This is a genomic window from Olleya sediminilitoris, from assembly GCF_016785945.1.
Taxonomy (GTDB): Bacteria; Bacteroidota; Bacteroidia; order Flavobacteriales; family Flavobacteriaceae; genus Olleya; species Olleya sediminilitoris.
On record NZ_JAEMEF010000007.1, the window covers coordinates 82,160 to 106,044 of the forward strand.

A 23,885-nucleotide genomic window follows, 5' to 3' on the forward strand; every position below is an offset into this window, starting at 1 on the left:
TTTTTAAATGAAATAAAACACATTAACCCATACAACCAAGCCAATTGTATCCACCTCAAAAACATCAGGATAACGACAAAAACCACTTGATTGAAGTGATTAAAACGTATCCCTTAGCTACAGTAATTTCTGTCAAAGACAACACACCTTTAATTACACATTTACCATTAATATATCGTGAGGAAGACGGGAAATTAATTGGTCATATTGATATTTACAATCCACAAACCAATCTATTAAAAGACAAAAACAAGGTGACTGTGCTTTTTTCTGGTCCTGAATGTTATATCTCACCAAGTATATATACCACAACGCAATTACCTACCTGGAATTATATTAAAGTACATTTAACAGGTACTGTAACACAAATTGAAAATAAAGCCGAATTAAAACAGTCTTTAATAACAATGACCCAATTTTTAGAGGCTCCTGACCATAAATATACTCTAGAGGCAGACAATCCAAGGTTAGATAAAAATTTAGAATATATCAAACTTTTTGAAATTTCAATAGATACTTGGGAAGGTAAATTTAAACTGTCACAGGACAAAAAACCAAAAGATAAAGCTAATGCTAGACAAGAGCTTTTACGTGCTAATCAACAAAGTATTACACACTTTTTAGACAAGATTTTTTAACCCACAAATTAACTGTTATTATGGAAATACTTATAAAAACAATCATTGCTTTTGTAGCAATTTTACACTTATATTTTTTATATTTTGAAATGTTTGCTTGGGAAACTACAGGTCGAAAAGTCTTTAAAAATTTTCCTAAAGACTTATTTAAGCCAACAAAAAGTATGGCTGCCAACCAAGGTTTATATAATGGCTTTTTAGCAGCAGGATTAATTTGGTCTTTCTTAATTAAATCTCCAGAGTGGTCTGCAAATATTGCTATTTTCTTTTTGGGCTGTGTTACTGTAGCAGGTATTTATGGCGCATTAAGTGTTTCAAAAAAAATATTTTTCATTCAAGCCTTACCAGCAATTATAGGTATTGTCTTAATACTTTTAAACAGCTAATTGGAAGCGTTAAATTGTACTATCAATTTTACCCCAAGCATCTAAATCTTTTAATATTTTTTCTAGAGATTCACCTCTAGAGGTTAGTTTATACTCTACCTTTGGAGGCACCACTGGATACACTTTTCTGGATATTAAACCCTCTTTTTCTAATTCTCTAACCGTTTGTGTAAACATTTTATTAGAAATCCCAGGAATATGCTTTTGTAAAATTCCTGAACGTAAAGCACCATCTAATAAATGAAACAAAACTAATGGTTTCCACTTTGTACCTATTAAGTCCATAGTATAATGTAATGGACAAGTTACATTTTTTTTCAAAATAAAAATTTTTATATCATTAAAAATCAACAATTTACTCGTTTTGGTAACTATATCACTTTTAGGTAAGTTATTGTTAATTAGGTAAATATAAATTAATTTTACGATCTAAAATAAAGTATATGAAAAATAATAAAGATTATCCAAAATCCTTTTCACATATTGGACTAACTGTACCTGATATAAAAGAAGCTGTTAAATTTTACTCTGAAGTTATGGGTTGGTATGTCATTATGGAACCATCGGAAATTAAAAAAGAAAAAGATACTGCTATAGGTCAAATGTGTATTGATGTTTTTGGTGACGACTGGCAGACTTTTGAAATTGCGCATTTAGCTACATCAGATGGTGTTGGAGTTGAGTTGTTTTCTTTTCCGCATGGAGTTAAAGAGGCTCCAGATTTTAATCCATTTAACACAGGTTTATTTCATTTTTGCATTCAAGATCCTAATATTGAAGATTTAATTGAAAAAATTGTTGCCTATGGAGGTAAACAGCGCATGCCTATTAGAGCGTATTATCCTGAAGACAAACCCTTTAAAATGTGTTATATTGAAGATCCATTTGGGATTGTATTTGAGATTTACACACATAGCTACGAGTTAACTTACAGCTCTGGTGCTTATCAAAATAAAAACTAATTTAATTATTAAAAAACGTAAGTCTAAGGCTTACGTTTTTGTTTTTATAGATACTCACGATACTGCATAACCCTAAAATCAAAAGTATTAAACTTTGGATTTTTAGCTTTTAATTGTTTGTACAATGGATTACTACCAATAGCAATATTTGCTGCTCCTGACCCAGAAGTTAAAGAGACTGTTTTAATAATCCTATTGGGCTTATTACTTTTAGTGGGTAATTCAAATTGATGAATTTTAGGCGTGATTTTACTTACCAAGTTCAGTTTTATATTGTAATCTTTTATATGTTTCCTGAAAAAATATTCAGGACCATTTTTGCTATTTCCTCCTGTAAATAACAAAGTGTCTATACTTGGATATTGCTTTAAATACCCAATAACATCTCGTAATTTTATATTAAGCATTCCTAAATCTGAAGCATCAACTTTTTCACGTTGCGCACTATCTACAATATCGCAAACACCTATTTTATGTGCTATTAAAAACTGTTTACGCTGGTCAATTGCTTCTTGACTATTATCATAAAACAAACCCAAATCATGAATTTTATCTATATATAACCACAAGCTATTATAGTAACTACCATAGCAAAAGTCCACATCTTTTTCTAACAATTCTCCTGTTGTAAAACGTGGAGGTGGTAACGTCCCAACGATTAACTTTTTAGTATCGTCTTTAATAAATGGAGCGTATGGATGTTTATGGTTAAACATAGTGTTTACAAAGATTTATAACAATTTTAAGTTTTTAATCTTGGTTAAAAATAGTGGTTTTGTTACCTTATAAGAAGTAATTAATTTAAATATTTTCACTTACGTGGAAATTAAAACAATACTAAACTATGGGAAAAGGAGATAAAAAAACTAAACGAGGAAAAATAAACAGAGGGACTTTTGGTGCTAGACGACCACGTATAAAAAAACGAGTAAGACCTGAAACCAAAATTGATATTGAAAAAAAAGGAACGGTTAAACCTTAAACCTATTCCCTATTTTTTTACCAACTACAAATGCTCCATAAACTGCTAATATTAGTATTACTATAGTCCCAAACACATACAATGGATATAGGATTGTATTACTATTAGAGTTTAAACACAAGGTATCTGTAATACATACAATTACTTCTTGATCATACAACATTGGTAACACAAAGCTAACTACTAAAAGCACAGCAATAACACTAAACAAATACACCACGTTTTTGTTTTTTTTAGGTTTACCTGTTGCTTTAAATAAATTGCGTTGCGCTTCTGTACGTTTATTATCTTGTAAAGACCAAGTTTTTTTCGGTTGAGAGGTTGCCATCAAATTGGTAATTATTGTAGTTAAACTGTTTTAAATCTTCAATTGTTTTTGCATTAGTTTCAATAACGTATTTAGCCATTAAACCTCTTGCCTCTTTTGCATAAAACGAAATGATTTTAAGTTTTCCGTTTTTTAATTCTTTAAAGGTAACATCTATAACTGGTACTTTAAGTGCTTTTGTATTTATGGCTTTAAAATACTCGTTTGATGCTAGATTTAAAAATAACTCATCATCTTCTAACTCTTCATTTAAAGACTTTACAATGTCTTCTTTCCAGAATTCGTATAAATTTTTATTGCTACCAACTGGTAACTTTGTTCCCATTTCTAATCGGTAAGGTTGAATTAAATCTAATGGTTTAAGCACACCATATAATCCTGATAAAATCCTTACTGTACTTTGCATTAAGTCTATTTTATCTTCGGGTAAGTTATAAGCGTCTAAACCTTTATAAACGTCACCATTAAAAGCGTAAACTGCTGGTCTTGCATTATCTTTTGTAAATGGTAAACTCCAGTCTTGATTACGATTATAATTAAGTTGTGCTAATTTATCACTAATGTGCATCAAGTCTGATAAATGCTGAGGTTTTTGTTTTTTTAAAACAGCATTTAGGGTTTTTGCTTGTTTTAAAAATTGCGAATCTGTCGTTTTTGCTGTTGGTAATGTTGACTCAAAATCTAATGATTTTGCTGGAGATATAACTAGTTTCATATGCTGTAAATTTAGTGTTGTTTTGCTTTGCAGCAATACATTACGTTGGTATATAATGCGGTATTATATACTAATTGTTAATTTTTGTTGTTACGAAATTACAAATAACCCTTTGGTTTTAAAAGCTGGATCTATAGTAATTTACAATACTAAAATTTAGTATTACTATGGAAAACTTGAGTTGCGTTAGCGATAGTAATGGCATCCTTTTTTTGCTGCCATAAATGGCAAAAAAAGATATAATGGATAGCGCGACCCTTAAGCTGATCCTAAAATCAGGTTAAGGGTAACGTCCAAATTTGTAATGTTATAAGAATGTTATTCCATGTGTTTAGAGTAGCCTCTCCATTTTTCGATACACTGTTGTATATCGTCTGGAATTGCAGACTCAAAACTCATAAACTTATTGGTGGTTGGATGCACAAATCCTAATGTTTTTGCATGTAGAGCTTGACGTGGTAGTACTTTAAAACAATTATCTACAAATTGTTTGTACTTGGTAAATGTGGTTCCTTTTAAGATTAAATTACCTCCATAACGCTCGTCATTAAAAAGGGTATGTCCTATGTGTTTCATGTGGACACGTATTTGATGCGTGCGACCTGTTTCTAGTTTACAGCTTACTAATGTAACGTAGCCTAAACGCTCTAAAACTTTATAATGTGTGACTGCTGGTTTACCTTTATCTGCATCGTCATCTAGATACACCGTGTTTTGTAATCTGTTTTTTGGATGACGTCCAATGTTACCTTCTATTGTACCATCTTCTTCATCCATATTTCCCCAAACTATGGCTACATATTCACGCTCGCTAGTTTTGGCTTTAAATTGTGCAGACAGATGTGCCATAGCGACTTCTGTTTTGGCTACGACTAACAATCCTGAAGTGTCTTTATCTATCCTGTGGACTAATCCTGGACGATCACTTGAATTGTTTGGAAGGTTATCAAAATGAAAAATTAAGGCATTTATTAACGTCCCAGAATAGTTACCATGTCCTGGATGCACTACCATTCCTGCTGGTTTATTAACCACTAGTAGTTGATCGTCTTCATAAACGACGTCCAAAGGAAGATCCTCTCCTACCAACAAATTCTCGTGTGGAGGATACTCGAAACGTACTTTTATAACGTCCTCTGGTTTTACTTTGTAATTGGATTTTACAGCAATTTCGTTTACAAAAATACTTCCGTTTTTTGCTGCGTCTTGTATTTTGTTACGTGTAGCGTTTTCGATTTTGTTCATTAACCATTTATCAATTCGTAATGGTTTTTGACCTTTATCTGCTACAAAAGAATGATGCTCATATAAGGTATCATTATCTTCTTGTTCTGGTAATTCTGGTGTGTAATCGTTCATTATATAGTATTTATGGACGGTTACCGTTTCCTAAAACAACATCTATTGCTGTTGTTTTAGGTAGTTTTGTTCCTGGTTTTAACACTTTACCTTGATAACGTAAACCTAAAACCATGTCCTTACCAATATTGTCTATGTATGTTTTTTTACCTACTTTAAATCCTAAGGCTTCTATCATTGGCTTAGCTTGTCTGTAGGATTTCTGATATAAATCTGGCACTGCTATTTTACGGTATCCTGATGGATTTAAAGTAATATAAATTTTACGGTTTTCTTTAACTTGCTCATTAGCTTTTGGATCTTGGTCTATTACAGAAAACTTTGGGTAATTAGGGTTAAAATTAGCCGAATCCTGAATTTGCATCACAAGATTATTGTTTTCTAACTCTATCTGAGCCACTTTAATAGATTTACCTTTTAAGTCTGGAACGGTTTCAAACTCACCATTATTAGTGGTAATATCTAACCATTTTAATATTATAAAACCTAGCACAAACAAGGCAACTATTGCTATTGCTAATTGCGTAAAAAACGCTTTACTTTTAAGAAAACTTATGAAACTCATTTAACTAATTTTTGTAGGCAAATATATAAAAACTAAAAGGTTTTATCTTCGGAATAAAATAAATGATATTTTTACAAAACGAATATTATAACTGTTTATTGGATATCTGATATAATTTAGATTTAAATGAAAAAAAACATTGCCATAATAATGGGAGGTTATTCTAGCGAATATAAAATCTCTCTTGACAGCGGAAACGTTGTATATCAAAACTTAGACAACACTAAATACAATGCATATCGCATTCATATATTTAAAGATAAATGGGTGTATGTTGATGATAATAATACCGAATTTGCTATTGATAAAAATGATTTTTCAGTAACTATTAATGGTACAAAAACAACTTTTGACTGTGTCTTTAATGCCATACATGGTAGTCCTGGTGAAGATGGTTTTATGCAAGGTTATTTCAAATTACTAAACATACCTCACACTAGTTGTGGTATGTATCAAGCTGGATTAACCTTTAATAAACGTGATTGTTTAAGTGTTTTAAAACCTTACGGAATACTAACTGCTGAGAGTTTTTACATCAATTTAGGAGATACTATAAACGAAGACGCAATTATTGACAAAGTAGGTTTACCATGCTTTGTTAAAGCTAATAAAGCTGGTAGCAGTTTTGGAATTAGTAAAGTCCATAAAAAAGAAGATTTACAACAAGCAATTGATCATGCTTTTAAAGAGGATGACGAAATTATAATTGAATCTTTTTTAGACGGAACAGAAGTGTCTGTAGGTGTGATTACCTATAAAGGCGAAACTAAAGTATTACCAATCACAGAAATTGTAAGTGAGAATGATTTTTTTGATTACGAAGCTAAATACTTAGGTAAATCCAACGAAATTACTCCTGCAAGATTAACACAAACACAAGAAGAACAAGTTAATACTGTTGCTAAAAAAGTTTATGAGGTTTTAAAAATGAAAGGCTTTTCTAGAAGTGAATTTATATTTAAAAACAACCAACCACATTTACTTGAAATAAATACTGTACCTGGCTTAACGACTGCCAGTATCTTACCACAACAGGCTAAAGTTGCTGGTATTAGCATGGAAGCCTTGTTTAGTAATGCTATTGAGGAAGCTTTACTTTAAAAAGTATATATTTAGAGACTAACCAAACTTAAACTAATATGATTTTTTACGGTAGAAAAGCAACCACTATAAAGGAAGGTAGGCTTGTTAATGTTAATTGTCCTAATTGTGAAGATGGTCGTACTATGCGATATTCTATCTTTGGTAAATACGCATACTTATATTGGATACCTATGTTTCCGTTAGGTAAAGAAAATATTTTAGAGTGCACCAATTGTCATAAAACATTTGATTTAAAATCGTTACCTAATTCAATAAAAGAAAAATTTAATATTGAAAAAGCTGATGCTAAATATCCAATTTGGTATTTTAGTGGGTTAGCAGTTTTAGTTTTACTAATTAGTTTTGCTGTTTACACAAGTAAAAAGGACGACGAGAACGACAAACGCTATATCAAAGAACCTATGATTGGCGACGTATATTCTGTTGAGACTTCACAAAGTGGTTATTACAGCACAATGAAAGTTAACAAAGTAACAAAGGATAGTATATTTGTAATTTACAATGATGTACTAATTGACAGAAAATCTAAAGTTTATAAAATAGATAAAGCTAAAAATTACACCACAGAAACAGATGGCTATACTAGAAGTGAAATACAATCACTTTTTGACAAACAAACCATCTACGAAGTAGATAGAGATTAAAAAAAACAAAACATGAGACGCGCAATTTTCCCTGGATCCTTTGATCCAATAACCCTTGGACATTATGATATTATTAAACGTGGTGTCAAATTATTTGACGAAGTTGTGGTTGCTATTGGAGTGAATTCTGAAAAAAAATACATGTTTTCTTTAGAAGAAAGACAACGTTTTTTAGAAGAAGCCTTTAAAGACCAACCAAAAGTAAAAGTTGTAACTTATAAAGGTTTAACAATTGATTTTTGTAAAGAAATTGATGCTCAATTTATTTTACGTGGATTACGTAATCCTGCAGATTTTGAATTTGAAAAAGCTATAGCACACACTAATCGTAAATTATCAAAAATCGAAACTGTGTTTTTATTAACTGCTGCAAGAACCAGTTATATATCATCTTCAATTGTAAGAGACGTTATAAGAAACAATGGTGATTACACTGTACTAGTACCAGATAGTGTAAGACTAAAAGACTAAGTATTACGTTAAACATAAAAAAAGCATAACAATTTAAATTGTTATGCTTTTTTTATGTTTTAAGTTTAAAATAATATTAAAACTTATATTCTGATAAAGGTTTAGGAAACTCTTCTGGATTAGCTGCTAAATGGTATCTAGGATCATCTATATCCTCTACAACTACTTCTCTAAACTTTGGACTAGATTTGTATAGTAATACTTTACAATCTTCGCTTAAATGTTTTAATCGTATTTGCTTTCCTTCTTTTTCATATTTTTCAACCAGATTAAAAATGGCTTCTAATGCGGAGTGATCACTTACTCTAGATTCTATAAAATCAATTTCTACTGTATCTGGATCATTTTTAATATCAAATTTTTCATTAAAAGCTTGAATACTTCCAAAAAATAATGGTCCCCAAATTTCATACACTTTAGTTCCATCTGCTTTAATACGTTTTCTAGCTCTAATTTTTTTAGCATTTTCCCAAGCAAAAACTAATGCTGAAATAATCACACCAATAAATACTGCTACAGCTAAATCCACAAAAACAGTTACTAATGATACTGTAATTAGTACTACTGCATCAGACTTAGGGATTTTCTTTAATATTCTAAAACTTGACCAAGCAAAAGTCTCTATAACCATCATAAACATAACACCAACTAAAGCTGCAATTGGCACCATTTCTATTAATTTATCTGCAAACAAAATAAACGATAGTAGTGTTACAGCCATCATAATACCTGACAAACGTCCACGACCACCTGCATTAATATTAATTACGGTTTGTCCAATCATACCACAACCACCTGTTCCTCCAAATAGACCAGACACTATATTTCCTGCTCCTTGCGCAACGCATTCTCTGTTTCCGTTACCTCTTGTTTCTGTCAACTCGTCCACAAGATTCATAGTCATTAAAGATTCAATCAATCCAACTGATGATGCTAAAAATGCAGGTAATGCTATAAATTTTAAAGTATCTAAGTTAAAAGGTAGTTTTTCCCAAAGCTCCATATTTGGTGTTGGAAACTCTCCTTTTAAACCAGTTCCTCCTCCTTCTATAATATATGATCCTACAGTAGACACATCCATATTAAATCCAATAACAATAAGGCTTGTTACTAATATAGCTGTCAAAGCTGCTGGTAATTTTTTAGTTAATTTAGGTAATCCCCAAATAATTCCCATGGTTAACAATACTAAACCAATCATGGTATATAGTTCTGCACCTTGCATAAATGTACTAACATACTCTTTAACACCTGCTTCTGATACTTGTAACGATTTATGTGAAAACATTTTTACCTGTGCAATAAATATTACAATTGATAAACCGTTAACAAATCCCATCATAACAGGATGTGGAATCAAACGCACAAAGCGACCTAATTTAAAAACACCTGCTAAAATCTGTATTAAACCCATTAATACCACACAGGCCATAAGATAGAAAAAACCCATGTTTTCAATAGGTGTATCCATTAACATCCCTTTGGTATGTCCATCTGCAATCATGGTTACAAAAATTACCGCTACTGCTCCTGCTGCTCCAGATATTAAACCTGGACGTCCACCAAAAATAGCTGTTATTAAACCAATTATAAAAGCACCTGATAAAGCCATTAATGGATCTATTTGTGCTACAAAAGCAAATGCTACTACTTCTGGAATCATTGCTAATGATACTGTAATACCTGCTAAAACGTCGTCCTTTGCATTTGGGACTATTTTTCTAATAAACTCTGTCATTGTCTTCAATTTTAGAAGCTGCAAAAGTACGCTTAATTCCAACAATCACAAGTCTATAATATTATATTTGTATAACCCTTGTTAAAAATAACTTTCAATGAAAAAAATTTTAGTACTATGTCTAGTCTTTATGTCTTGTCAACCTAAGCTTAAAAAAGACTTTGATTTTACAACTGTATTTGAAAAATCTAAAGGATTAGAAACCGCAACCTACCAGCAAACTATTACATATTATAACAATCTAGCTACTACCTACCCTTCTATATCCATTGACTCGATAGGTATAACGGATTCTGGAAAACCACTACATATAGTTACTTTAAATCCTGATAAAAATTTTGATTTTAACGCTATAAGAAATGACAAACGTATTTTATTAATTAATAACGGGATACATCCAGGAGAATCTGATGGAATTGATGCTACTATGATGTTATTTAGAGATATTGCAAATGGAGACATTCAAATGCCTAAACACACTGTTTTAGCTACAATCCCAATTTATAATGTTGGTGGTAGCTTAAACCGAAACACATCCACGAGAACCAATCAAAATGGACCTAAAGCTTATGGTTTTAGAGGCAATGCTAGAAACTATGATTTAAATCGTGACTTTATAAAAAGTGATACAAAAAATGCTGAGACTTTTGCTAGAATATTTCATTTAATACAACCTGATGTTTTTATAGACAATCATGTTAGTAATGGAGCAGATTACCAATATACATTAACACATTTATTTACGCAACATAACAAATTAGGTGGTTTGTTAGGAGATTATCTTCATAACACAATGCAACCTAATTTAGAGGATAATTTATCTAAACACAATTGGGATATCACACCTTACGTCAATGTGTTTAATACTGTTCCGGAAGCAGGTTTTAGTCAATTTATGGACAGTCCAAGATACTCAACTGGTTACACTACATTGTTTAACACTTTAGGCATGATGGTAGAAACACATATGCTAAAACCATACAAACAACGTGTTGAAGGGACTTATCAATTAATGAAATCTATGATTGATATTATTGAAAACGATTACTCAAAAATTAAAGACTTACGTCAAAAGGCTACAAAACAATTAATCGCAAAAACGACTTATCCTTTACAATGGGAAATTGACACCACAAAATCTACAACTTTAAATTTTAAAGGTTATGAAGGTCATAAAATACCAAGTAATATTACAGAAACCAATCGTCTAAAATATAATCGAAATGAACCATTTACTAAGCAGGTTAATTATCAAAACTACTTTAAACCAAGCTTAGAAGTCGTGATACCTAAAGCATATATTATACCTCAAGGTTGGTGGTCTGTTATTAAACGATTAAAATCTAATAACGTTATTTTAAAACCCTTACAACAGGACTCTACAATAACTGTACAATCCTACAAAATTGATGATTATAAAACTAGAACAAATGCCTATGAAGGACATTACCAACATTATAACACTAATGTAAAAACCACAACAGAAAAATTGATTTTTAAAAAGGGAGATTATATCATAGATACCAATCAATATGCGTTTAGATATTTAATAGAAACGTTAGAACCTCAAGCTCCAGATTCGTTTTTTAATTGGAACTTTTTTGATACCATTTTACAACAAAAAGAAGGGTTTTCTCCATATGTTTGGGAAGATAAAGCCGAAAGTATATTGGAAAATAACCCTAAACTAAAAAATGATTTCAACTTAAAAAAAGCTAATGATTCTGGTTTTGCTGAAAATTGGTATGCACAATTGGATTGGCTACATAAACATAGTAAAAACTATGAAAAGGCACATTTACAATATCCTGTTTTTAGAATATTAAGATAGTAGTATATTATATTTCGTGGTTATTGATGTTTCTATACTATTATAAAACCTGCTATAAATTAAGTCTTAAATCATGATCAATTTGTTCTAAATAATTCAATCTAGAAACATTGATTAACTTCTAATGTAGACTATAAGTTTATCAATATAATTAAATACATCTAAAGATTCATCTAATTTTAAAGCATAAAAAAACCGTTACAAACTGTAACGGTTTTTTTTATTATATGAGATAATGACTACTTTTTAACCATTATCTTTTTAGAAATATTTCTTACTTCAGAGTTTAACTTAAGGATGTAAAATCCTGCAGCTAATTCTGATGTACTAATTACACTAGAATTGTTAGATAACCTTCCTGCAAGTACTTGTTTTCCGTTTATGTCTATCATATAGTAATTAAGCGCTTCATCTTTTAATAAATTAACTTTTACGTTTAATTGATTTACTACTGGATTAGGAAAGGTTTTTACATCTGTAGATAGTTGAGCTTCTATAACAGCGTTACCTTTTACCTGTCCTACAGACACATTACTATTTCTATCTGTTGAACCAACAACAATTACCATTAATGGACTTCCTACTTCATCTAAATCTGCACAAATTTGGTTATTTGCGATTAAATCTAAAATATCAAAAGCTGTTGTTGTTCCTAAAGTAATAGCATTTAAATTAAAAGTCTCAGGATTATAAGCTAAAGTATGCACTTTATAAAAACCTCCAACTTCAGGAATTGTTAGTTCTTGTGTGCTACTGTAACCCTCAATTACTAAGTCATCTCCTTTTGTTAATAAAGTACTTAATTGGTAACCATTAGGTAAAACTGCATCATTGTTTAGGTTTACAGTAACTGTTACAGAAATTCCTGGTGACACAATAGCTAAACCAGTTGATAAAGTAGAAGTTCCTGCTGAAGTTGCTTCGCATTCTAATACATCTACTAAAAAGAATGTAACTTCTTGTACATCACATAGTGTTGATGAAGCGTCATCTCCTGCAAATAATTGAGTTTCCACTTTAAAATTTCCAATACCTAAATCCCAACTAGTTTCAGTTGTTGGATAAGCATAAGGTAAAGTATTATCTGTAACAACAGTTGTTGCTCCAGTTTCTAAATTTGTTATCGTAGTTATAGTACTTTCAGAAGCACCTACAACTAATGCATCAATATAAAAATCTGAAGGTAAATCTGAAATATTATACTCGCCACCTTCAGTAATTGTAACTGATTCTGATCCGTTTGAAAAAGCAAAAACCTTTAAATTACCACAAGGTGCTTCACAATTAATTGTGAATGTTACACAACTGTTAGCGCATTCAGTTCCGTTAGTATTATTCTCTGTATATATACTTGTACATAATTGGAAAGTACCACAACCGTGAGACCAAACTGAATTTGTTGCTCCAGGATATGTATAAGGCACAACGTTTTCAGTTTTGTTAAACACTTCTCCTGTATCAACATTTGTTAATGTAAAGTATGCGCTTTCAAGAGGTCCTGAAGTTAATAAGTTAATATTAAAATCTGATGGAAGATTTTCTAAATCGTAACTTGATCCATCTACAATTGCAACTGTTGCGTCAGAAAAGTTAGAAAACTCGAATCCATCAATTGTTCCACAAGGATCTTCACAAGTAATTGTAAATGTTAGACATGCTGAATCACATTCTGTTCCATTTGCATAATTAGCTTGGTAAACACTCGAGCAGATTTGAAACGTACCACAACCATGAGACCAAACCGAATTAGTGGCTCCAGGATAAGTATAAGGCACTACATTTTCAGTTTTATTAAAAACTTCACCTGTATCGACATTTGTTAAAGTAAAATATGCGCTTTCAAGAGGTCCGGAAGTTAACAAGTTAATATTAAAGTCTGCAGGAAGATTTTCTAAATCATAACTTGCTCCATCTACAATTGTAATTGCAGCATCAGAGAAGTTAGAAAACTCAAATCCGTCTATTTGACCACAAACAGTATTGTTTATTGTAAAATAAACCACTTCTTTATCACACATTGTGCTTTGACAGTAGTTATTTTCAAAAATCTTACCTATTAACTTAAAGTCACCTGTACCATAACTCCAAGCAGCATTACCACCTGGAATAGTGTATGGCAAATAATTTTCACCTACATTAAAAATTTGACCTGTTGTTAAGTTTTTTAGTCTTAAACTAGCACTTTCAGACTGACCATCTACCAATAAATCTACATAAAAATTATTTGGCAAAGCATCCAACTCATAAACACCATTATTTGTTATGGCAACGCTTTCGGTTCCGTTTGTAAATTGGTAACCTGTAATATCTCCACAAGTTTGAGCAGGAGCACATGAAATATTAAATCTAATAGTTTCACTATCACAATAACGTCCACAACTATTATATTTGTAAAGTTTTGCTTTAATTTCAAAATTTCCGCAACCATAATTCCAAGCACCATTTCCTCCAGGAAAAGTATATGGTAAATGATTTTCAGAAATAGTATATGATTGACCTGTATCTAAATTTCTTACATAATACTTGGCACTTTGTGAGTAACCATTTACTAATAAATCAATATAAAAATTGTTTGGTAAATCATTAATATAATAAGATTGATTATAATTTATTGCTGTTGAAGTTGTTCCGTTAGAAAACTGAAAACCTGAAATAGAACCACAACGAGTGTCTTCTAAACCATAGGATTGAGATGAAAAAGCGAAAGCAAATAGCATTAATAACGCTTTAAAAACAAGCGTCTTTTTGGGTAGTTTTTTATACATACTTTTAGGGTTTTGGATTAATTACATTTACAAATGCAAATCTAATTAACAATATTTTCCTACAATAAAATATTGGCTTAAGTGTTAAAAACTAGGCATTAAAAGTTAAACGGTTAGATTGTTAAGACCAAACGCAGCAATATAAATTTTAACAAAAAAATTAAGGTTTTAAAATAACAACTTGATATTGGCGTATGAATTACTTAATGCTTGTTTGGCTGCTTTTTCATTCAACCATTCTACTTTAGTAATACCTTCATTAATTTGAGGTTGCAACTCGTCTTCAAAATCAGAATACATTTCAAACCAATGCGTAATTTTCAACTTTGATTTACCATTTCTTTTAAAAACATGATAAGTAACAGGAAGCGGTTTTACTATTTTTAAACCATCAACACCTGTCTCTTCTGCAACTTCTCTTATAGCTGTTTCTTCAATGGTTTCTTTTTTTTCGGCTTTACCTTTTGGTAAATCCCATTTATCATTTCTGTAAATAAATAAAATGTCTCCTTTATTATTTAAAACCTTTCCACCTCCTGCAATAACATTGGGTAGTTTTTTTTTAAAAGCTTTCATTAATTTATCCTTATCATGACCAATCAACCTAACAGAATTAATAGACTTTTTAGATATAGTCTGCAAGACCAAATCAATATTTACATCTTTAAGTAAAAAGTTTTTAAAGTCTGTTTCTTTTTCAACTGTGGTTGTAAGATATATTGGTTTATCGTTAACAAAAATACATTGCATAAAAAATGGTGAATCAAGTTTAGTTAGGTAAAAATATCAAAATTAATGACATGGTTTGCAGCTTGTAATTTATTTTAAAATTAATTTTAAGTCAAATTAAATAAATCAGTATTTTTGTCCTATGATTTTTAATAAACAAACTGCCAGACAAACCGCAAAAGTATTATTGCAAATTAATGCGATAAAATTACAACCAAAGGATCCTTTTACTTGGGCTTCAGGTTGGAAATCGCCAATATACTGTGATAATCGCGTTGTATTATCTTACCCTCCTGTAAGAAATTATATTAGAGAAGAAATAAGTAAATTTATAGAAGAGCATTATGGAAAACCAGATGTAATTGCTGGTGTTGCAACAGGTGCAATTGGTATAGGAATACTTGTAGCAGAATATTTAGGATTACCTTTTGTATATGTACGTCCAGAAGCTAAGGGTCATGGTCGTAAAAACCAAATTGAAGGTCATATAGAAAGCGGACAAAATGTAGTTGTTGTAGAAGATCTGATTAGCACAGGAAAAAGTAGCCTTAATGCTGTTAAAGCTTTAAAAGAAGCTAATGTTAACGTTAAGGGTATGATTGCAATATTTTCTTATGGTTTTGAAGTTTCTAAAAACAATTTCGAGTCAGAAAACATTACTTTACACACATTAAGTAATTACGAAAACCTTTTAAAAGAAGCTGCTTCAAGTAACTATATTTCTGAAAAAGAAATAGAAACGTTAAGTCAATGGAATGCCAACCCAAGTGTTTGGAACGCTAATTGATATAGTAGTATTAATTGTGTAAAACACAATCAAATTTTAAACTTAATTTAAAGACCATTAAATAATGACATTAGAAAGCCCAAAAGCAATCCTTGATAAATCAGCCGAAGACACGTTTAACTTTTTAAGCGATGTTAAAAACTTTAAAAGCTTAATGCCTGAAAACATAAGCAAATTTGAAGTTTTAGGTGAAGATAAATTTTTATTTGCACTTAAAGGAATGCCAGAAATAGTATTAAAAAAGAAAGAAATGACGCCTAACAGCAAAATTGTTTTAGGTGCTGCTGGAGGTAAAATTGACTTTGCTTTAATTGGTAACATCAAAGAAATTGAGGCTAATAAAACTGAGGTTCAGTTAACTTTTGAAGGCGAGTTTAATGCTATGATGGCAATGATGATTAAAAAGCCAATTAGTAAATTTATAGAGACTTTAGCTGCAAATATGCCTGAAGCAATTAATACAACAGCTTAATAGTTTTCAAATCAAAGGTTTTTAGTTCTTGATCTTCAACCATAACTTTTAATAAACCTTCATTAGAGACACCTTTTATAATACCAGAAAATAAACCTTCATCAGATTTAAATGTTGAAGGTTTTTCTTTTCTAAATAAATAAGATTCATAATTATTTTTTAAAGCTGAAGTATCATTTTCTAAAAGCTTTAATTGTATTTCTAGATGCTTAAGTATTAGATGTAAGATTTCATCTAAATCATAATTTAATCCTGTTATTAATTTTAAAGATCCTGCCTGAGGTAAATCTTCAAATTTTAGCTGGTTGACATTTAAACCAACACCTACTATTGAGGACACAATATGACTTTGTTTTATGACATTTTCAATTAAAATACCACATATTTTTTTATTAGCTGACAAAATGTCGTTAGGCCATTTTATACTTAATTTAGGAATTTGTAACGTTTCTAAAGCTTTAATAATTGCTAAAGACACAGCCATGCTAATTTTAAATTGGTCTTCAAACTCAAACTGCTTAAAGCCTTTATAGACACTAAACGTTAGGTTTTTAAAAGATTCTGATTGCCAAGCAGATCCCATTTGACCTCGTCCTTTAGACTGTGTGCTAGTGACAACAGTTGTAAAATCTTGTACAGAACTTTCCAAACTTAGATTACGCATAAACCTATTTGTGGATTCAGTGGCATTAAGTTTGATTATACGCATATTAAATAGTTATCTTCGTATTGTAAAATCTTATGATTTTTTTAGAGTATAAAGAACTTAAAAATAATAACTTTGCACAAATTTAAATATTATTAATGGCGAAAAAAGATTCAAACGTAGACGCGCTAATTGCAACAATGCTAGAAGGCATAGAGGATGTTAAAGGAAAAGGAATAAACATTCTTGATTTAAGAGAAATTGAAAACACGGTTTGTGACTACTTTGTAATTTGCGAAGGTACTTCTAACACACAAGTTAACGCCATTGTCAATTCAATACAAAAAAAAGTAAGTAAATCATTAAAAGATAAACCTTGGCATATTGAAGGTGAATCTAATGGTGAATGGGTACTTATGGATTACGTAAACGTCGTGGTTCACGTTTTTCAAAAACACATAAGAGAATATTACGATATAGAGAGTCTTTGGGGAGATGCTAAATTGACCGTTATCGAAACAAATTATTAAACACATTACATGGCTGATAAAAACAAAAAAATAGCACCAAAAAAACCTAAATTTAATCCATATTGGATTTATGGAGGTATCATAATCTTTTTTATAGCACTTCAAGTATTTGGTAGTAGCTCTAGCAGTGCCGAAAAAACTTCGCCTTCACAATTTTTTGATTATTTAAGAAATGGTGATGTTGAAAAAGTAGATATCGTAAACGAAACTACTGCTAAAGTTTACCTTACTAAAGAAGCTGAAGCAAAAGAAGAGCATAAAAAATCTAAGCCAACTTCAATTTTTCCAACAACAACAAAATTACCTAACTACTCTTTTCAGTTTGGTGATTTAGCGTTGTTTCAAGAATCTATTGATGATATTAATAAAGAGTTAGGTAAAGACAATGCTGCACAAGTAACTTTTAGCATTGATAGTAACCCTTGGGGAGAACTACTTTTCAGCTTACTACCATTTGTTTTACTTATTGGTGTTTGGATTTTCATTATGCGTCGCATGTCCTCTGGAGGAGGTGGAGGTGCTGGTGGACAGATATTTAATATTGGTAAATCTAAAGCCAAATTATTTGACGAAAACTCGCAAGTAAAAACAACCTTTAAAGATGTTGCTGGATTAGAAGGCGCAAAAGAAGAAGTTCAAGAAATTGTTGATTTCTTAAAAAACCCAGAAAAATACACCAATTTAGGAGGTAAAATACCTAAAGGAGCCTTGTTAGTAGGACCTCCAGGAACAGGAAAAACCTTATTAGCAAAAGCTGTAGCAGGTGAAGCTAAAGTGCCATTTTTCTCTTTATCAGGATCAGATTTTGTAGAAATGTTTGTTGGTGTTGGAGCTTCTCGTGTGAGAGACTTATTTAAACAAGCTAAAGAAAAATCTCCTGCAATTATTTTTATTGATGAAATTGATGCAATAGGAAGAGCAAGAGGTAAAAACGCAATGTCTGGTAGTAATGATGAACGTGAAAACACGCTTAACCAATTACTAACTGAAATGGATGGTTTTGGAACTAACACTAACGTTATAGTTTTAGCTGCCACAAACAGAGCTGATATTTTAGATAAAGCATTAATGCGTGCAGGACGTTTTGATAGACAAATACATGTAGATCTTCCAAACTTAACTGAGCGTAAAGCAATATTTGAAGTACACCTTAAACCACTAAAAAAAGTAGCTGGTTTAGATATTGAATTTTTATCAAAACAAACACCAGGATTTTCTGGAGCTGATATTGCAAACTTATGTAACGAAGCTGCATTAATTGCTGCAAGAAACGATAAAAAAGCTGTTGAAAAGCAAGACTTTTTAGATGCTGTTGACCGTATTGTAGGTGGACTTGAAAAACGTAGTAATTTATTTTCTGTAGAAGAAAAGAAAACTATTGCTTATCATGAAGCTGGACACGCAACAGTAAGTTGGTTTTTAGAGCATGCAGATCCATTAGTAAAAGTGACTATCGTACCAAGAGGTCGTAGTTTAGGTGCTGCATGGTATTTACCACAAGAGGCTTACATCACTAGAACCAATAAGTTTTTAGACGAAATCTGTGTAACAATGGGAGGACGTGCTGCCGAAAAAATAATCTTTGATCAAATATCTACAGGTGCTTTAAGCGATCTTGAAAACGTAACCAAAAAAGCAAAAGCAATGGTTATGATATACGGATTAAATGAAAAGGTAGGAAACATAACGTATTACGATCCTGCTGGAGAAAGTGGCTTTGTAAAGCCTTACAGTGAAAAAACAGCTGAATTAATTGATAACGAAATTAAGAATATAGTTGAAACTCAGTTTCAACGTGCTTTAGACTTATTAGAATCTAAAAAGGATGTCCTTAACAAGTTAGCAGAACGATTAATTGAAAGAGAAGTTATATTTAAGGATGATTTAGAAGAAATTTTAGGAAAGCGTCCTTTTGAAGATATCGATAGAAAACCTTCTGAAAAACTTTTACCTGAAAACAATTTAGAGAACTAAGTTTTTTCAGTTTATCATAATATTGTCAAAAATCTTAGATTATCGCTTTAGATAGTCTAAGATTTTTTATATTTGGTAATTCCTAGAATAAATCATAGATTATAGCAGTGAATAATGAGCTTGTTTAGAAAATTTTTTAGTTCTAAATCTCAAAAGGAAAAGGAAGAAACAAAGTCTGATGAAAGAGGCAAGTATATGCCTACTCAAGAATTACCTATAGACGAAAGCTTCACTATTAATTTCAAAAAAAATGGAGGTAAATTTCTATACTGCGATTCCATGGATGAAGTTTATGATAATTTAAACAATATTATTTTAGAAAACAATTGGGAAGACCATTCTGCTTTTTTTTATGATGAAAATTTAAATGATAAATTTAAATCTTCACAATTAAAAACAAGTAAAACACTATCAGAATGCACTTATTTTATTACTACTTGTGAAAATCTAATTGCTAATGATGGTTCATTATTAGTGTGCTCTAATCAATTGGCTGAGAAAAAGCTAAATGAATTCCCAAATAACGTTATTGTATTTGCGACTACAAGCCAGATTGTTTCAAACATAGGTGAAGGCCTTAGAGAAATAAAAAACAAAAACACTTCTAAAATCCCTACAAACATCACAACCATAAAACATTTTAAATTACAAGAGGAAAAAGACTTTTTATCTTATGGAAGCAGTACAAAAAACTTATATTTGTTGCTTTTAGAAGACCTTTAGTTTTATGAATGAAACCCTTACAAGAGCACTTTCTGGATTCTTATACGTAAGTCTACTAGTTGCATCACTTTTAAACCAACATGCGTTTTTCGTGTTGTTTTTTGTGTTTGGAACTGTATCCTTAATCGAGTTCTGTAAACTGATTCAACTTAAAAGCATCGCGCCTTATATTATTTTTACAATCTTATATGGTGTCTTTGGCTATTGGCAATTTGTAATGAGATCTGATAAAGGGTTTGATGAAGCTGCACAGATATTACAAGTCATTACCATATTTGTACAATTAATTTTAATTAAAGATTTATTTTCAGAAAAGAAAATTCCTTTATTCAGTTCTAAAAGGTTTATTATAACAACTTTCTACCTGTCCAGTGGTTTTGTTTTTTTATTACTTATTGCAAATCATAATGGCTCATTTACTCCAGAGTACATTCTAGGATCATTTATATTAGTTTGGGTAAATGATACATTTGCTTATTTAGTTGGAAAAAACTTTGGTAAACAAAAGCTTTTTCCAAGCATATCTCCAAAAAAGACGGTTGAAGGTTTTTTAGGCGGTTTATTTTTTGCAACTATTGCTAGTTATTTTATTTATATCTTTACAGAGACCTTAAGCTTTACTAATTGGCTGATTTTAAGCATAATTATTAGCGTTATTGGTACCTTAGGGGACTTAATAGAATCTAAATTTAAACGTCAAGCAAAAGTAAAAGACAGTGGTGTAATTATGCCAGGACATGGTGGATTATTAGACCGTTTTGACAGCATGATATTTGCTGCTCCATTTATTTATTTATTTCTAAGAATTTTAAAATATGTTTCATAAAGAAGGCTTTAAAATAATTGCAATTACATTTATGATTATTGCAATTTTGACTGTAATAATAGATCGTTTTGTATCTATACAATGGTTACAATACCTGTTGTTTTTTACACTATTTATATTTTTAGTATTAATACTTCAATTTTTTAGAAACCCAAAACGACTAACTGTATTAAGCGACAGTACTGTTGTGTCTCCTGTAGACGGAAAAGTAGTTGTAATTGAAGAAGTTTTTGAACCAGAATATTTTAAAGACAAACGTTTACAAGTTAGTGTATTTATGTCACCAATAAATGTACACGTTACACGTTACCCAATTAGTGGTCAAGTTGCTTACAGTAAATACCATCCTGGAAAATACCTTGTAGCATGGCATCCTAAAGCTAGTACTGATAATGAACGTACAACCGTAGTTGTTGAAAACCAAGCTTATGGTAAAGTTTTATATAGACAAATAGCAGGAGCTTTGGCAAAACGAATTGTCAACTATGCAAAAGAAGGTGATACTGCTGCACAAGGATCCGACTCTGGATTTATTAAATTTGGGTCAAGAGTAGATTTATATTTACCTTTAGGTACAAATATTAAGGTTGGTTTAAACCAGAAAGTTAAAGGAGGCGAAAGTATTATTGCCGAAATCTAGACTATGACTACCGAAGAATTAGATATCATTTTTGATGAGGCTGTAGAGCGAATTAATGCGCATACGGAACCTTTTCCTGCCGATTTTTTACTTCGTTTGTATGCTTATTATAAAAAGGCTACAAACAACTATGAAAGACCTAGCAGTAAAAAGCCTATCATAAATGCTTTTAAAACCAATGCCTTATTTCAAATTAAAAATATTACACCTGACCAAGCTAAAGAAGCTTACATAGAATTGGTGAATAACTATTTTTTATACAGAAAATAAATATTAAAATAAATTTAATAGTATTCTGGACTAGTTTGAAAAGAATAAACTTTAATTACTATTATTAAAAAAAGCAGTACATAAACTAAGTTTAAGTACTGCTTTTTTTTATCTAAACGGTTTTAATTACCAGTAATTATTTTTGTATTACAAATTCCAATGGTTTACCAGTCGCTCCATTTGGAAAACTAATTCCTAATAAAGCTGACATTGTTGGAGCAATATCTGGTATTGTAGTATGCTGTAAAGTACTTCCTTTTTGTATACCTTTACCATAAAACAATAATGGTACATGTGTATCATAGTTTAAAGCAGAACCATGTGTAGATCCTGTTTTACTATAACTAATTACCGCTGGATCTAATACAAACAAAACATCACCAGAACGTTTTTGATTATAACCTTTTTGTAATAAACTTTCAATTCCATTTGAAAATTCTGTATTACTCATACTTGTAGCTGTATACGCTTTGTTGATACTTGGGTAATCAATAACAGTATTTACAATTTCTTGTTGTACTTGAGCTAAATTCAACCCATAATCTTTAATCACTTTACGATCCAAAAACACTTGATTATTACTTATGTTTTTAATTAGCTTTTCTGCTTTATGATTAAAAATCATAGTTTCATTTAAACGATTTTTAAAATCATCTGTATCAAAATATCCTGCAGGAATTTTTACAGACTGTAAATAACTTGGTACTTCCACTGCTCCATGATCTGAAGATAAAAACAAGGTGTAATTACCTTGACCAACTTTATCGTCTAATGCAGTTAATAATCGCTCTATATCTTTATCCAATCTTAAATAGGTGTCTTGTACTTCTTTACTGTTAACTCCAAAATTATGACCAACATAATCTGTGCTAGAAAAACTAACTGTTAAGACATCTGTAAAATCATCTTGACCTAATTGCTCTCCTGCAATTGCTGCAATAGCAAAATCTGCAACAATGCTGTTTCCGTAAGGTGTTGCTTTAATAATATCATACCCTCTATTTTCTTTGCTTAAAGCTTTTAAGTCATAAGGAAACGTTGCTGTTTCTTTTCCTTTAAAACCACCTTCAAAGGTGTTAAAATCGCTTCCACTTTCTATGTAAGTATTTATATCATAAAGCGTATTCCATTCTTTCAAATAACTTTCTGCAACAGCATTATTATTAAAATCGTTAACCCAACTAGGTAATGCTTCTAAATAATAAGTACTTGAAATAAAACGACCTTGGTCTGCACCATGAAACCAATAAGCAGCATTTGCAGTATGTCCAGCAGGTAAAATTGCACCTCTATCTTTTACAGAGATACCAATGGTTTTACCTTTCATTTGAGTAAATAATCTGTTTTGATCTGCAAAAGATGTTGTTTTTAATCTATGAGGAGACATTTGTCCAGCTTTGTGGCTTGTACCTACAGATTGTACAGTTGTATCTCCTGCACAATAAACGTAGCTGTCAGATACTTTATCATACCAATTATTAGATATTATACCATGCATTTTTGGTGTAGTACCACTGTATATTGACGCATGTCCAGGTCCTGTATAAGTTGGCACATAATTAAAATGGTTATTTTTACAATTAAACCCTTGAGTAATCAAGCGTTTAAAACCACCTTCGCCATATTTGTTATAAAATCTAGTTAAATAATCATAACGCATTTGGTCCACAACAATTCCAATTACAAGTTTTGGTTTTGAATGCATAACTGTCGTGTTATTATCTGAAGTCACCACAGTTTTTTGTGCCTTACAACTTAACAGAAAACAAATAAAAAATAGGGATACTATCGCTCTCATGG

The 23,885-nt window shown here is 30.9% G+C and carries 27 protein-coding genes; 16 read left to right on the forward strand and 11 right to left on the reverse strand.

Annotation, left to right across the window (positions count from 1 at the left end):
• Nucleotides 1–44: 44 nt before the first annotated feature.
• Together JAO71_RS09565 and JAO71_RS09570 are read left to right on the forward strand one after the other, a co-directional pair.
• Nucleotides 45–638: an FMN-binding negative transcriptional regulator gene (locus tag JAO71_RS09565; RefSeq protein WP_203000481.1), complete on the forward strand. Its 594-nt coding sequence runs from the start codon at nt 45–47 to the stop codon at nt 636–638.
• A 20-nt stretch (nt 639–658) separates the two neighbouring features.
• Nucleotides 659–1,024 carry a DUF1304 domain-containing protein gene (locus tag JAO71_RS09570; protein ID WP_028606942.1) on the forward strand — a complete coding sequence of 122 codons (366 nt, stop codon included), beginning with the start codon at nt 659–661 and terminating at the stop codon, nt 1,022–1,024.
• Nucleotides 1,025–1,033: 9 nt separating this feature from the next.
• Here JAO71_RS09570 and JAO71_RS09575 read toward each other — a convergent pair whose 3' ends face one another.
• The gene (locus tag JAO71_RS09575; RefSeq protein WP_051419137.1) at nt 1,034–1,309 is read right to left on the reverse strand and encodes a winged helix-turn-helix transcriptional regulator; all 276 of its coding nucleotides are present in this window, start codon (nt 1,307–1,309) and stop codon (nt 1,034–1,036) included.
• A 158-nt stretch (nt 1,310–1,467) separates the two neighbouring features.
• On the opposite strand from JAO71_RS09575, the gene JAO71_RS09580 reads away from it, so the two are divergent.
• Nucleotides 1,468–1,986 carry a VOC family protein gene (locus JAO71_RS09580; protein ID WP_203000492.1) on the forward strand — a complete coding sequence of 173 codons (519 nt, stop codon included), beginning with the start codon at nt 1,468–1,470 and terminating at the stop codon, nt 1,984–1,986.
• Between the two features lie 44 nt (nt 1,987–2,030).
• Here JAO71_RS09580 and JAO71_RS09585 read toward each other — a convergent pair whose 3' ends face one another.
• The gene (locus JAO71_RS09585; protein WP_203000494.1) at nt 2,031–2,702 is read right to left on the reverse strand and encodes a uracil-DNA glycosylase family protein; all 672 of its coding nucleotides are present in this window, start codon (nt 2,700–2,702) and stop codon (nt 2,031–2,033) included.
• A gap of 128 nt (nt 2,703–2,830) precedes the next feature.
• Between JAO71_RS09585 and JAO71_RS09590 the strand changes: the two genes are divergently transcribed.
• Nucleotides 2,831–2,968 (forward strand): 30S ribosomal protein THX, encoded by a 138-nt coding sequence (locus JAO71_RS09590; RefSeq protein ID WP_082396101.1) that lies wholly within the window; start codon nt 2,831–2,833, stop codon nt 2,966–2,968.
• Here the strand turns inward: JAO71_RS09590 and JAO71_RS09595 are convergent.
• The 4 genes from JAO71_RS09595 to JAO71_RS09610 all read right to left on the reverse strand — a co-directional run bounded on the left by JAO71_RS09595 (nt 2,958) and on the right by JAO71_RS09610 (nt 5,935).
• Nucleotides 2,958–3,296 carry a hypothetical protein gene (locus JAO71_RS09595; protein ID WP_028289223.1) on the reverse strand — a complete coding sequence of 113 codons (339 nt, stop codon included), beginning with the start codon at nt 3,294–3,296 and terminating at the stop codon, nt 2,958–2,960. The two genes, JAO71_RS09590 and JAO71_RS09595, sit on opposite strands and share 11 nt — an antisense overlap.
• Nucleotides 3,253–4,011, reverse strand: a complete 759-nt coding sequence (gene yaaA / locus JAO71_RS09600) for a peroxide stress protein YaaA (RefSeq protein ID WP_203000496.1) — start codon at nt 4,009–4,011, stop codon at nt 3,253–3,255. Before yaaA ends, JAO71_RS09595 begins: the two co-directional genes overlap by 44 nt.
• A 318-nt stretch (nt 4,012–4,329) precedes the next feature.
• Complete coding sequence (locus tag JAO71_RS09605; RefSeq protein WP_028606937.1) at nt 4,330–5,370, reverse strand: RluA family pseudouridine synthase; 1,041 nt, start codon at nt 5,368–5,370, stop codon at nt 4,330–4,332.
• Between the two features lie 10 nt (nt 5,371–5,380).
• Nucleotides 5,381–5,935 (reverse strand): PASTA domain-containing protein, encoded by a 555-nt coding sequence (locus tag JAO71_RS09610; protein WP_028289220.1) that lies wholly within the window; start codon nt 5,933–5,935, stop codon nt 5,381–5,383.
• A 126-nt stretch (nt 5,936–6,061) separates the two neighbouring features.
• Here JAO71_RS09610 and JAO71_RS09615 point away from each other — a divergent pair, with 126 nt between their 5' ends.
• The 3 genes from JAO71_RS09615 to coaD are packed head-to-tail and all read left to right on the forward strand — an operon-like array spanning nt 6,062 to nt 8,154.
• Nucleotides 6,062–7,036, forward strand: a complete 975-nt coding sequence (locus tag JAO71_RS09615; protein WP_028289219.1) for a D-alanine--D-alanine ligase — start codon at nt 6,062–6,064, stop codon at nt 7,034–7,036.
• Nucleotides 7,037–7,074: 38 nt separating this feature from the next.
• Nucleotides 7,075–7,683: a hypothetical protein gene (locus tag JAO71_RS09620; RefSeq protein WP_203000498.1), complete on the forward strand. Its 609-nt coding sequence runs from the start codon at nt 7,075–7,077 to the stop codon at nt 7,681–7,683.
• Between the two features lie 12 nt (nt 7,684–7,695).
• The gene (gene coaD, locus JAO71_RS09625; RefSeq protein WP_028289217.1) at nt 7,696–8,154 is read left to right on the forward strand and encodes a pantetheine-phosphate adenylyltransferase; all 459 of its coding nucleotides are present in this window, start codon (nt 7,696–7,698) and stop codon (nt 8,152–8,154) included.
• A gap of 76 nt (nt 8,155–8,230) precedes the next feature.
• Here coaD and JAO71_RS09630 read toward each other — a convergent pair whose 3' ends face one another.
• Nucleotides 8,231–9,892 (reverse strand): SulP family inorganic anion transporter, encoded by a 1,662-nt coding sequence (locus JAO71_RS09630; RefSeq protein WP_116823383.1) that lies wholly within the window; start codon nt 9,890–9,892, stop codon nt 8,231–8,233.
• A gap of 97 nt (nt 9,893–9,989) precedes the next feature.
• Here JAO71_RS09630 and JAO71_RS09635 point away from each other — a divergent pair, with 97 nt between their 5' ends.
• The gene (locus tag JAO71_RS09635; RefSeq protein ID WP_203000500.1) at nt 9,990–11,723 is read left to right on the forward strand and encodes a M14 family metallopeptidase; all 1,734 of its coding nucleotides are present in this window, start codon (nt 9,990–9,992) and stop codon (nt 11,721–11,723) included.
• A 239-nt stretch (nt 11,724–11,962) separates the two neighbouring features.
• Here JAO71_RS09635 and JAO71_RS09640 read toward each other — a convergent pair whose 3' ends face one another.
• A complete protein-coding gene (locus JAO71_RS09640; RefSeq protein WP_203000502.1) occupies nt 11,963–14,488 on the reverse strand; it encodes a T9SS type A sorting domain-containing protein in 2,526 nt (841 codons plus the stop codon).
• A 168-nt stretch (nt 14,489–14,656) separates the two neighbouring features.
• Complete coding sequence (locus tag JAO71_RS09645; protein WP_116823386.1) at nt 14,657–15,238, reverse strand: NUDIX hydrolase; 582 nt, start codon at nt 15,236–15,238, stop codon at nt 14,657–14,659.
• 121 nt (nt 15,239–15,359) lie between these two features.
• Here JAO71_RS09645 and pyrE point away from each other — a divergent pair, with 121 nt between their 5' ends.
• Together pyrE and JAO71_RS09655 are read left to right on the forward strand one after the other, a co-directional pair.
• The gene (gene pyrE, locus JAO71_RS09650) at nt 15,360–16,004 is read left to right on the forward strand and encodes an orotate phosphoribosyltransferase (RefSeq protein ID WP_028289212.1); all 645 of its coding nucleotides are present in this window, start codon (nt 15,360–15,362) and stop codon (nt 16,002–16,004) included.
• 64 nt (nt 16,005–16,068) lie between these two features.
• A complete protein-coding gene (locus tag JAO71_RS09655; RefSeq protein WP_028289211.1) occupies nt 16,069–16,476 on the forward strand; it encodes an orotate phosphoribosyltransferase in 408 nt (135 codons plus the stop codon).
• On the opposite strand, the gene JAO71_RS09660 is transcribed toward JAO71_RS09655, so the two are convergent.
• Nucleotides 16,460–17,185 (reverse strand): biotin--[acetyl-CoA-carboxylase] ligase, encoded by a 726-nt coding sequence (locus JAO71_RS09660; RefSeq protein WP_203000504.1) that lies wholly within the window; start codon nt 17,183–17,185, stop codon nt 16,460–16,462. The genes JAO71_RS09655 and JAO71_RS09660 overlap by 17 nt on opposite strands.
• A gap of 95 nt (nt 17,186–17,280) precedes the next feature.
• Between JAO71_RS09660 and rsfS the strand changes: the two genes are divergently transcribed.
• From rsfS to JAO71_RS09690, 6 genes are all read left to right on the forward strand, one after another.
• Nucleotides 17,281–17,652 (forward strand): ribosome silencing factor, encoded by a 372-nt coding sequence (gene rsfS, locus JAO71_RS09665; protein WP_028289209.1) that lies wholly within the window; start codon nt 17,281–17,283, stop codon nt 17,650–17,652.
• Between the two features lie 9 nt (nt 17,653–17,661).
• Nucleotides 17,662–19,626, forward strand: a complete 1,965-nt coding sequence (ftsH, locus tag JAO71_RS09670; RefSeq protein ID WP_054851705.1) for an ATP-dependent zinc metalloprotease FtsH — start codon at nt 17,662–17,664, stop codon at nt 19,624–19,626.
• A gap of 114 nt (nt 19,627–19,740) precedes the next feature.
• On the forward strand, nt 19,741–20,349 hold the full coding sequence (locus JAO71_RS09675) for an LUD domain-containing protein (RefSeq protein WP_028606930.1): 609 nt from the start codon (nt 19,741–19,743) through the stop codon (nt 20,347–20,349).
• A 4-nt stretch (nt 20,350–20,353) separates the two neighbouring features.
• Nucleotides 20,354–21,175 (forward strand): phosphatidate cytidylyltransferase, encoded by an 822-nt coding sequence (locus JAO71_RS09680; RefSeq protein ID WP_028289206.1) that lies wholly within the window; start codon nt 20,354–20,356, stop codon nt 21,173–21,175.
• Nucleotides 21,165–21,815 (forward strand): phosphatidylserine decarboxylase family protein, encoded by a 651-nt coding sequence (locus JAO71_RS09685; RefSeq protein ID WP_028289205.1) that lies wholly within the window; start codon nt 21,165–21,167, stop codon nt 21,813–21,815. Before JAO71_RS09680 ends, JAO71_RS09685 begins: the two co-directional genes overlap by 11 nt.
• A gap of 3 nt (nt 21,816–21,818) precedes the next feature.
• Complete coding sequence (locus JAO71_RS09690) at nt 21,819–22,085, forward strand: acyl-CoA-binding protein (protein ID WP_028289204.1); 267 nt, start codon at nt 21,819–21,821, stop codon at nt 22,083–22,085.
• Nucleotides 22,086–22,221: 136 nt separating this feature from the next.
• On the opposite strand, the gene pafA is transcribed toward JAO71_RS09690, so the two are convergent.
• Entirely contained in the window at nt 22,222–23,883 is a 1,662-nt protein-coding gene (gene pafA / locus JAO71_RS09695) for an alkaline phosphatase PafA (RefSeq protein ID WP_203000506.1), read from the reverse strand.
• Between the last annotated feature and the right edge of the window lie 2 nt (nt 23,884–23,885).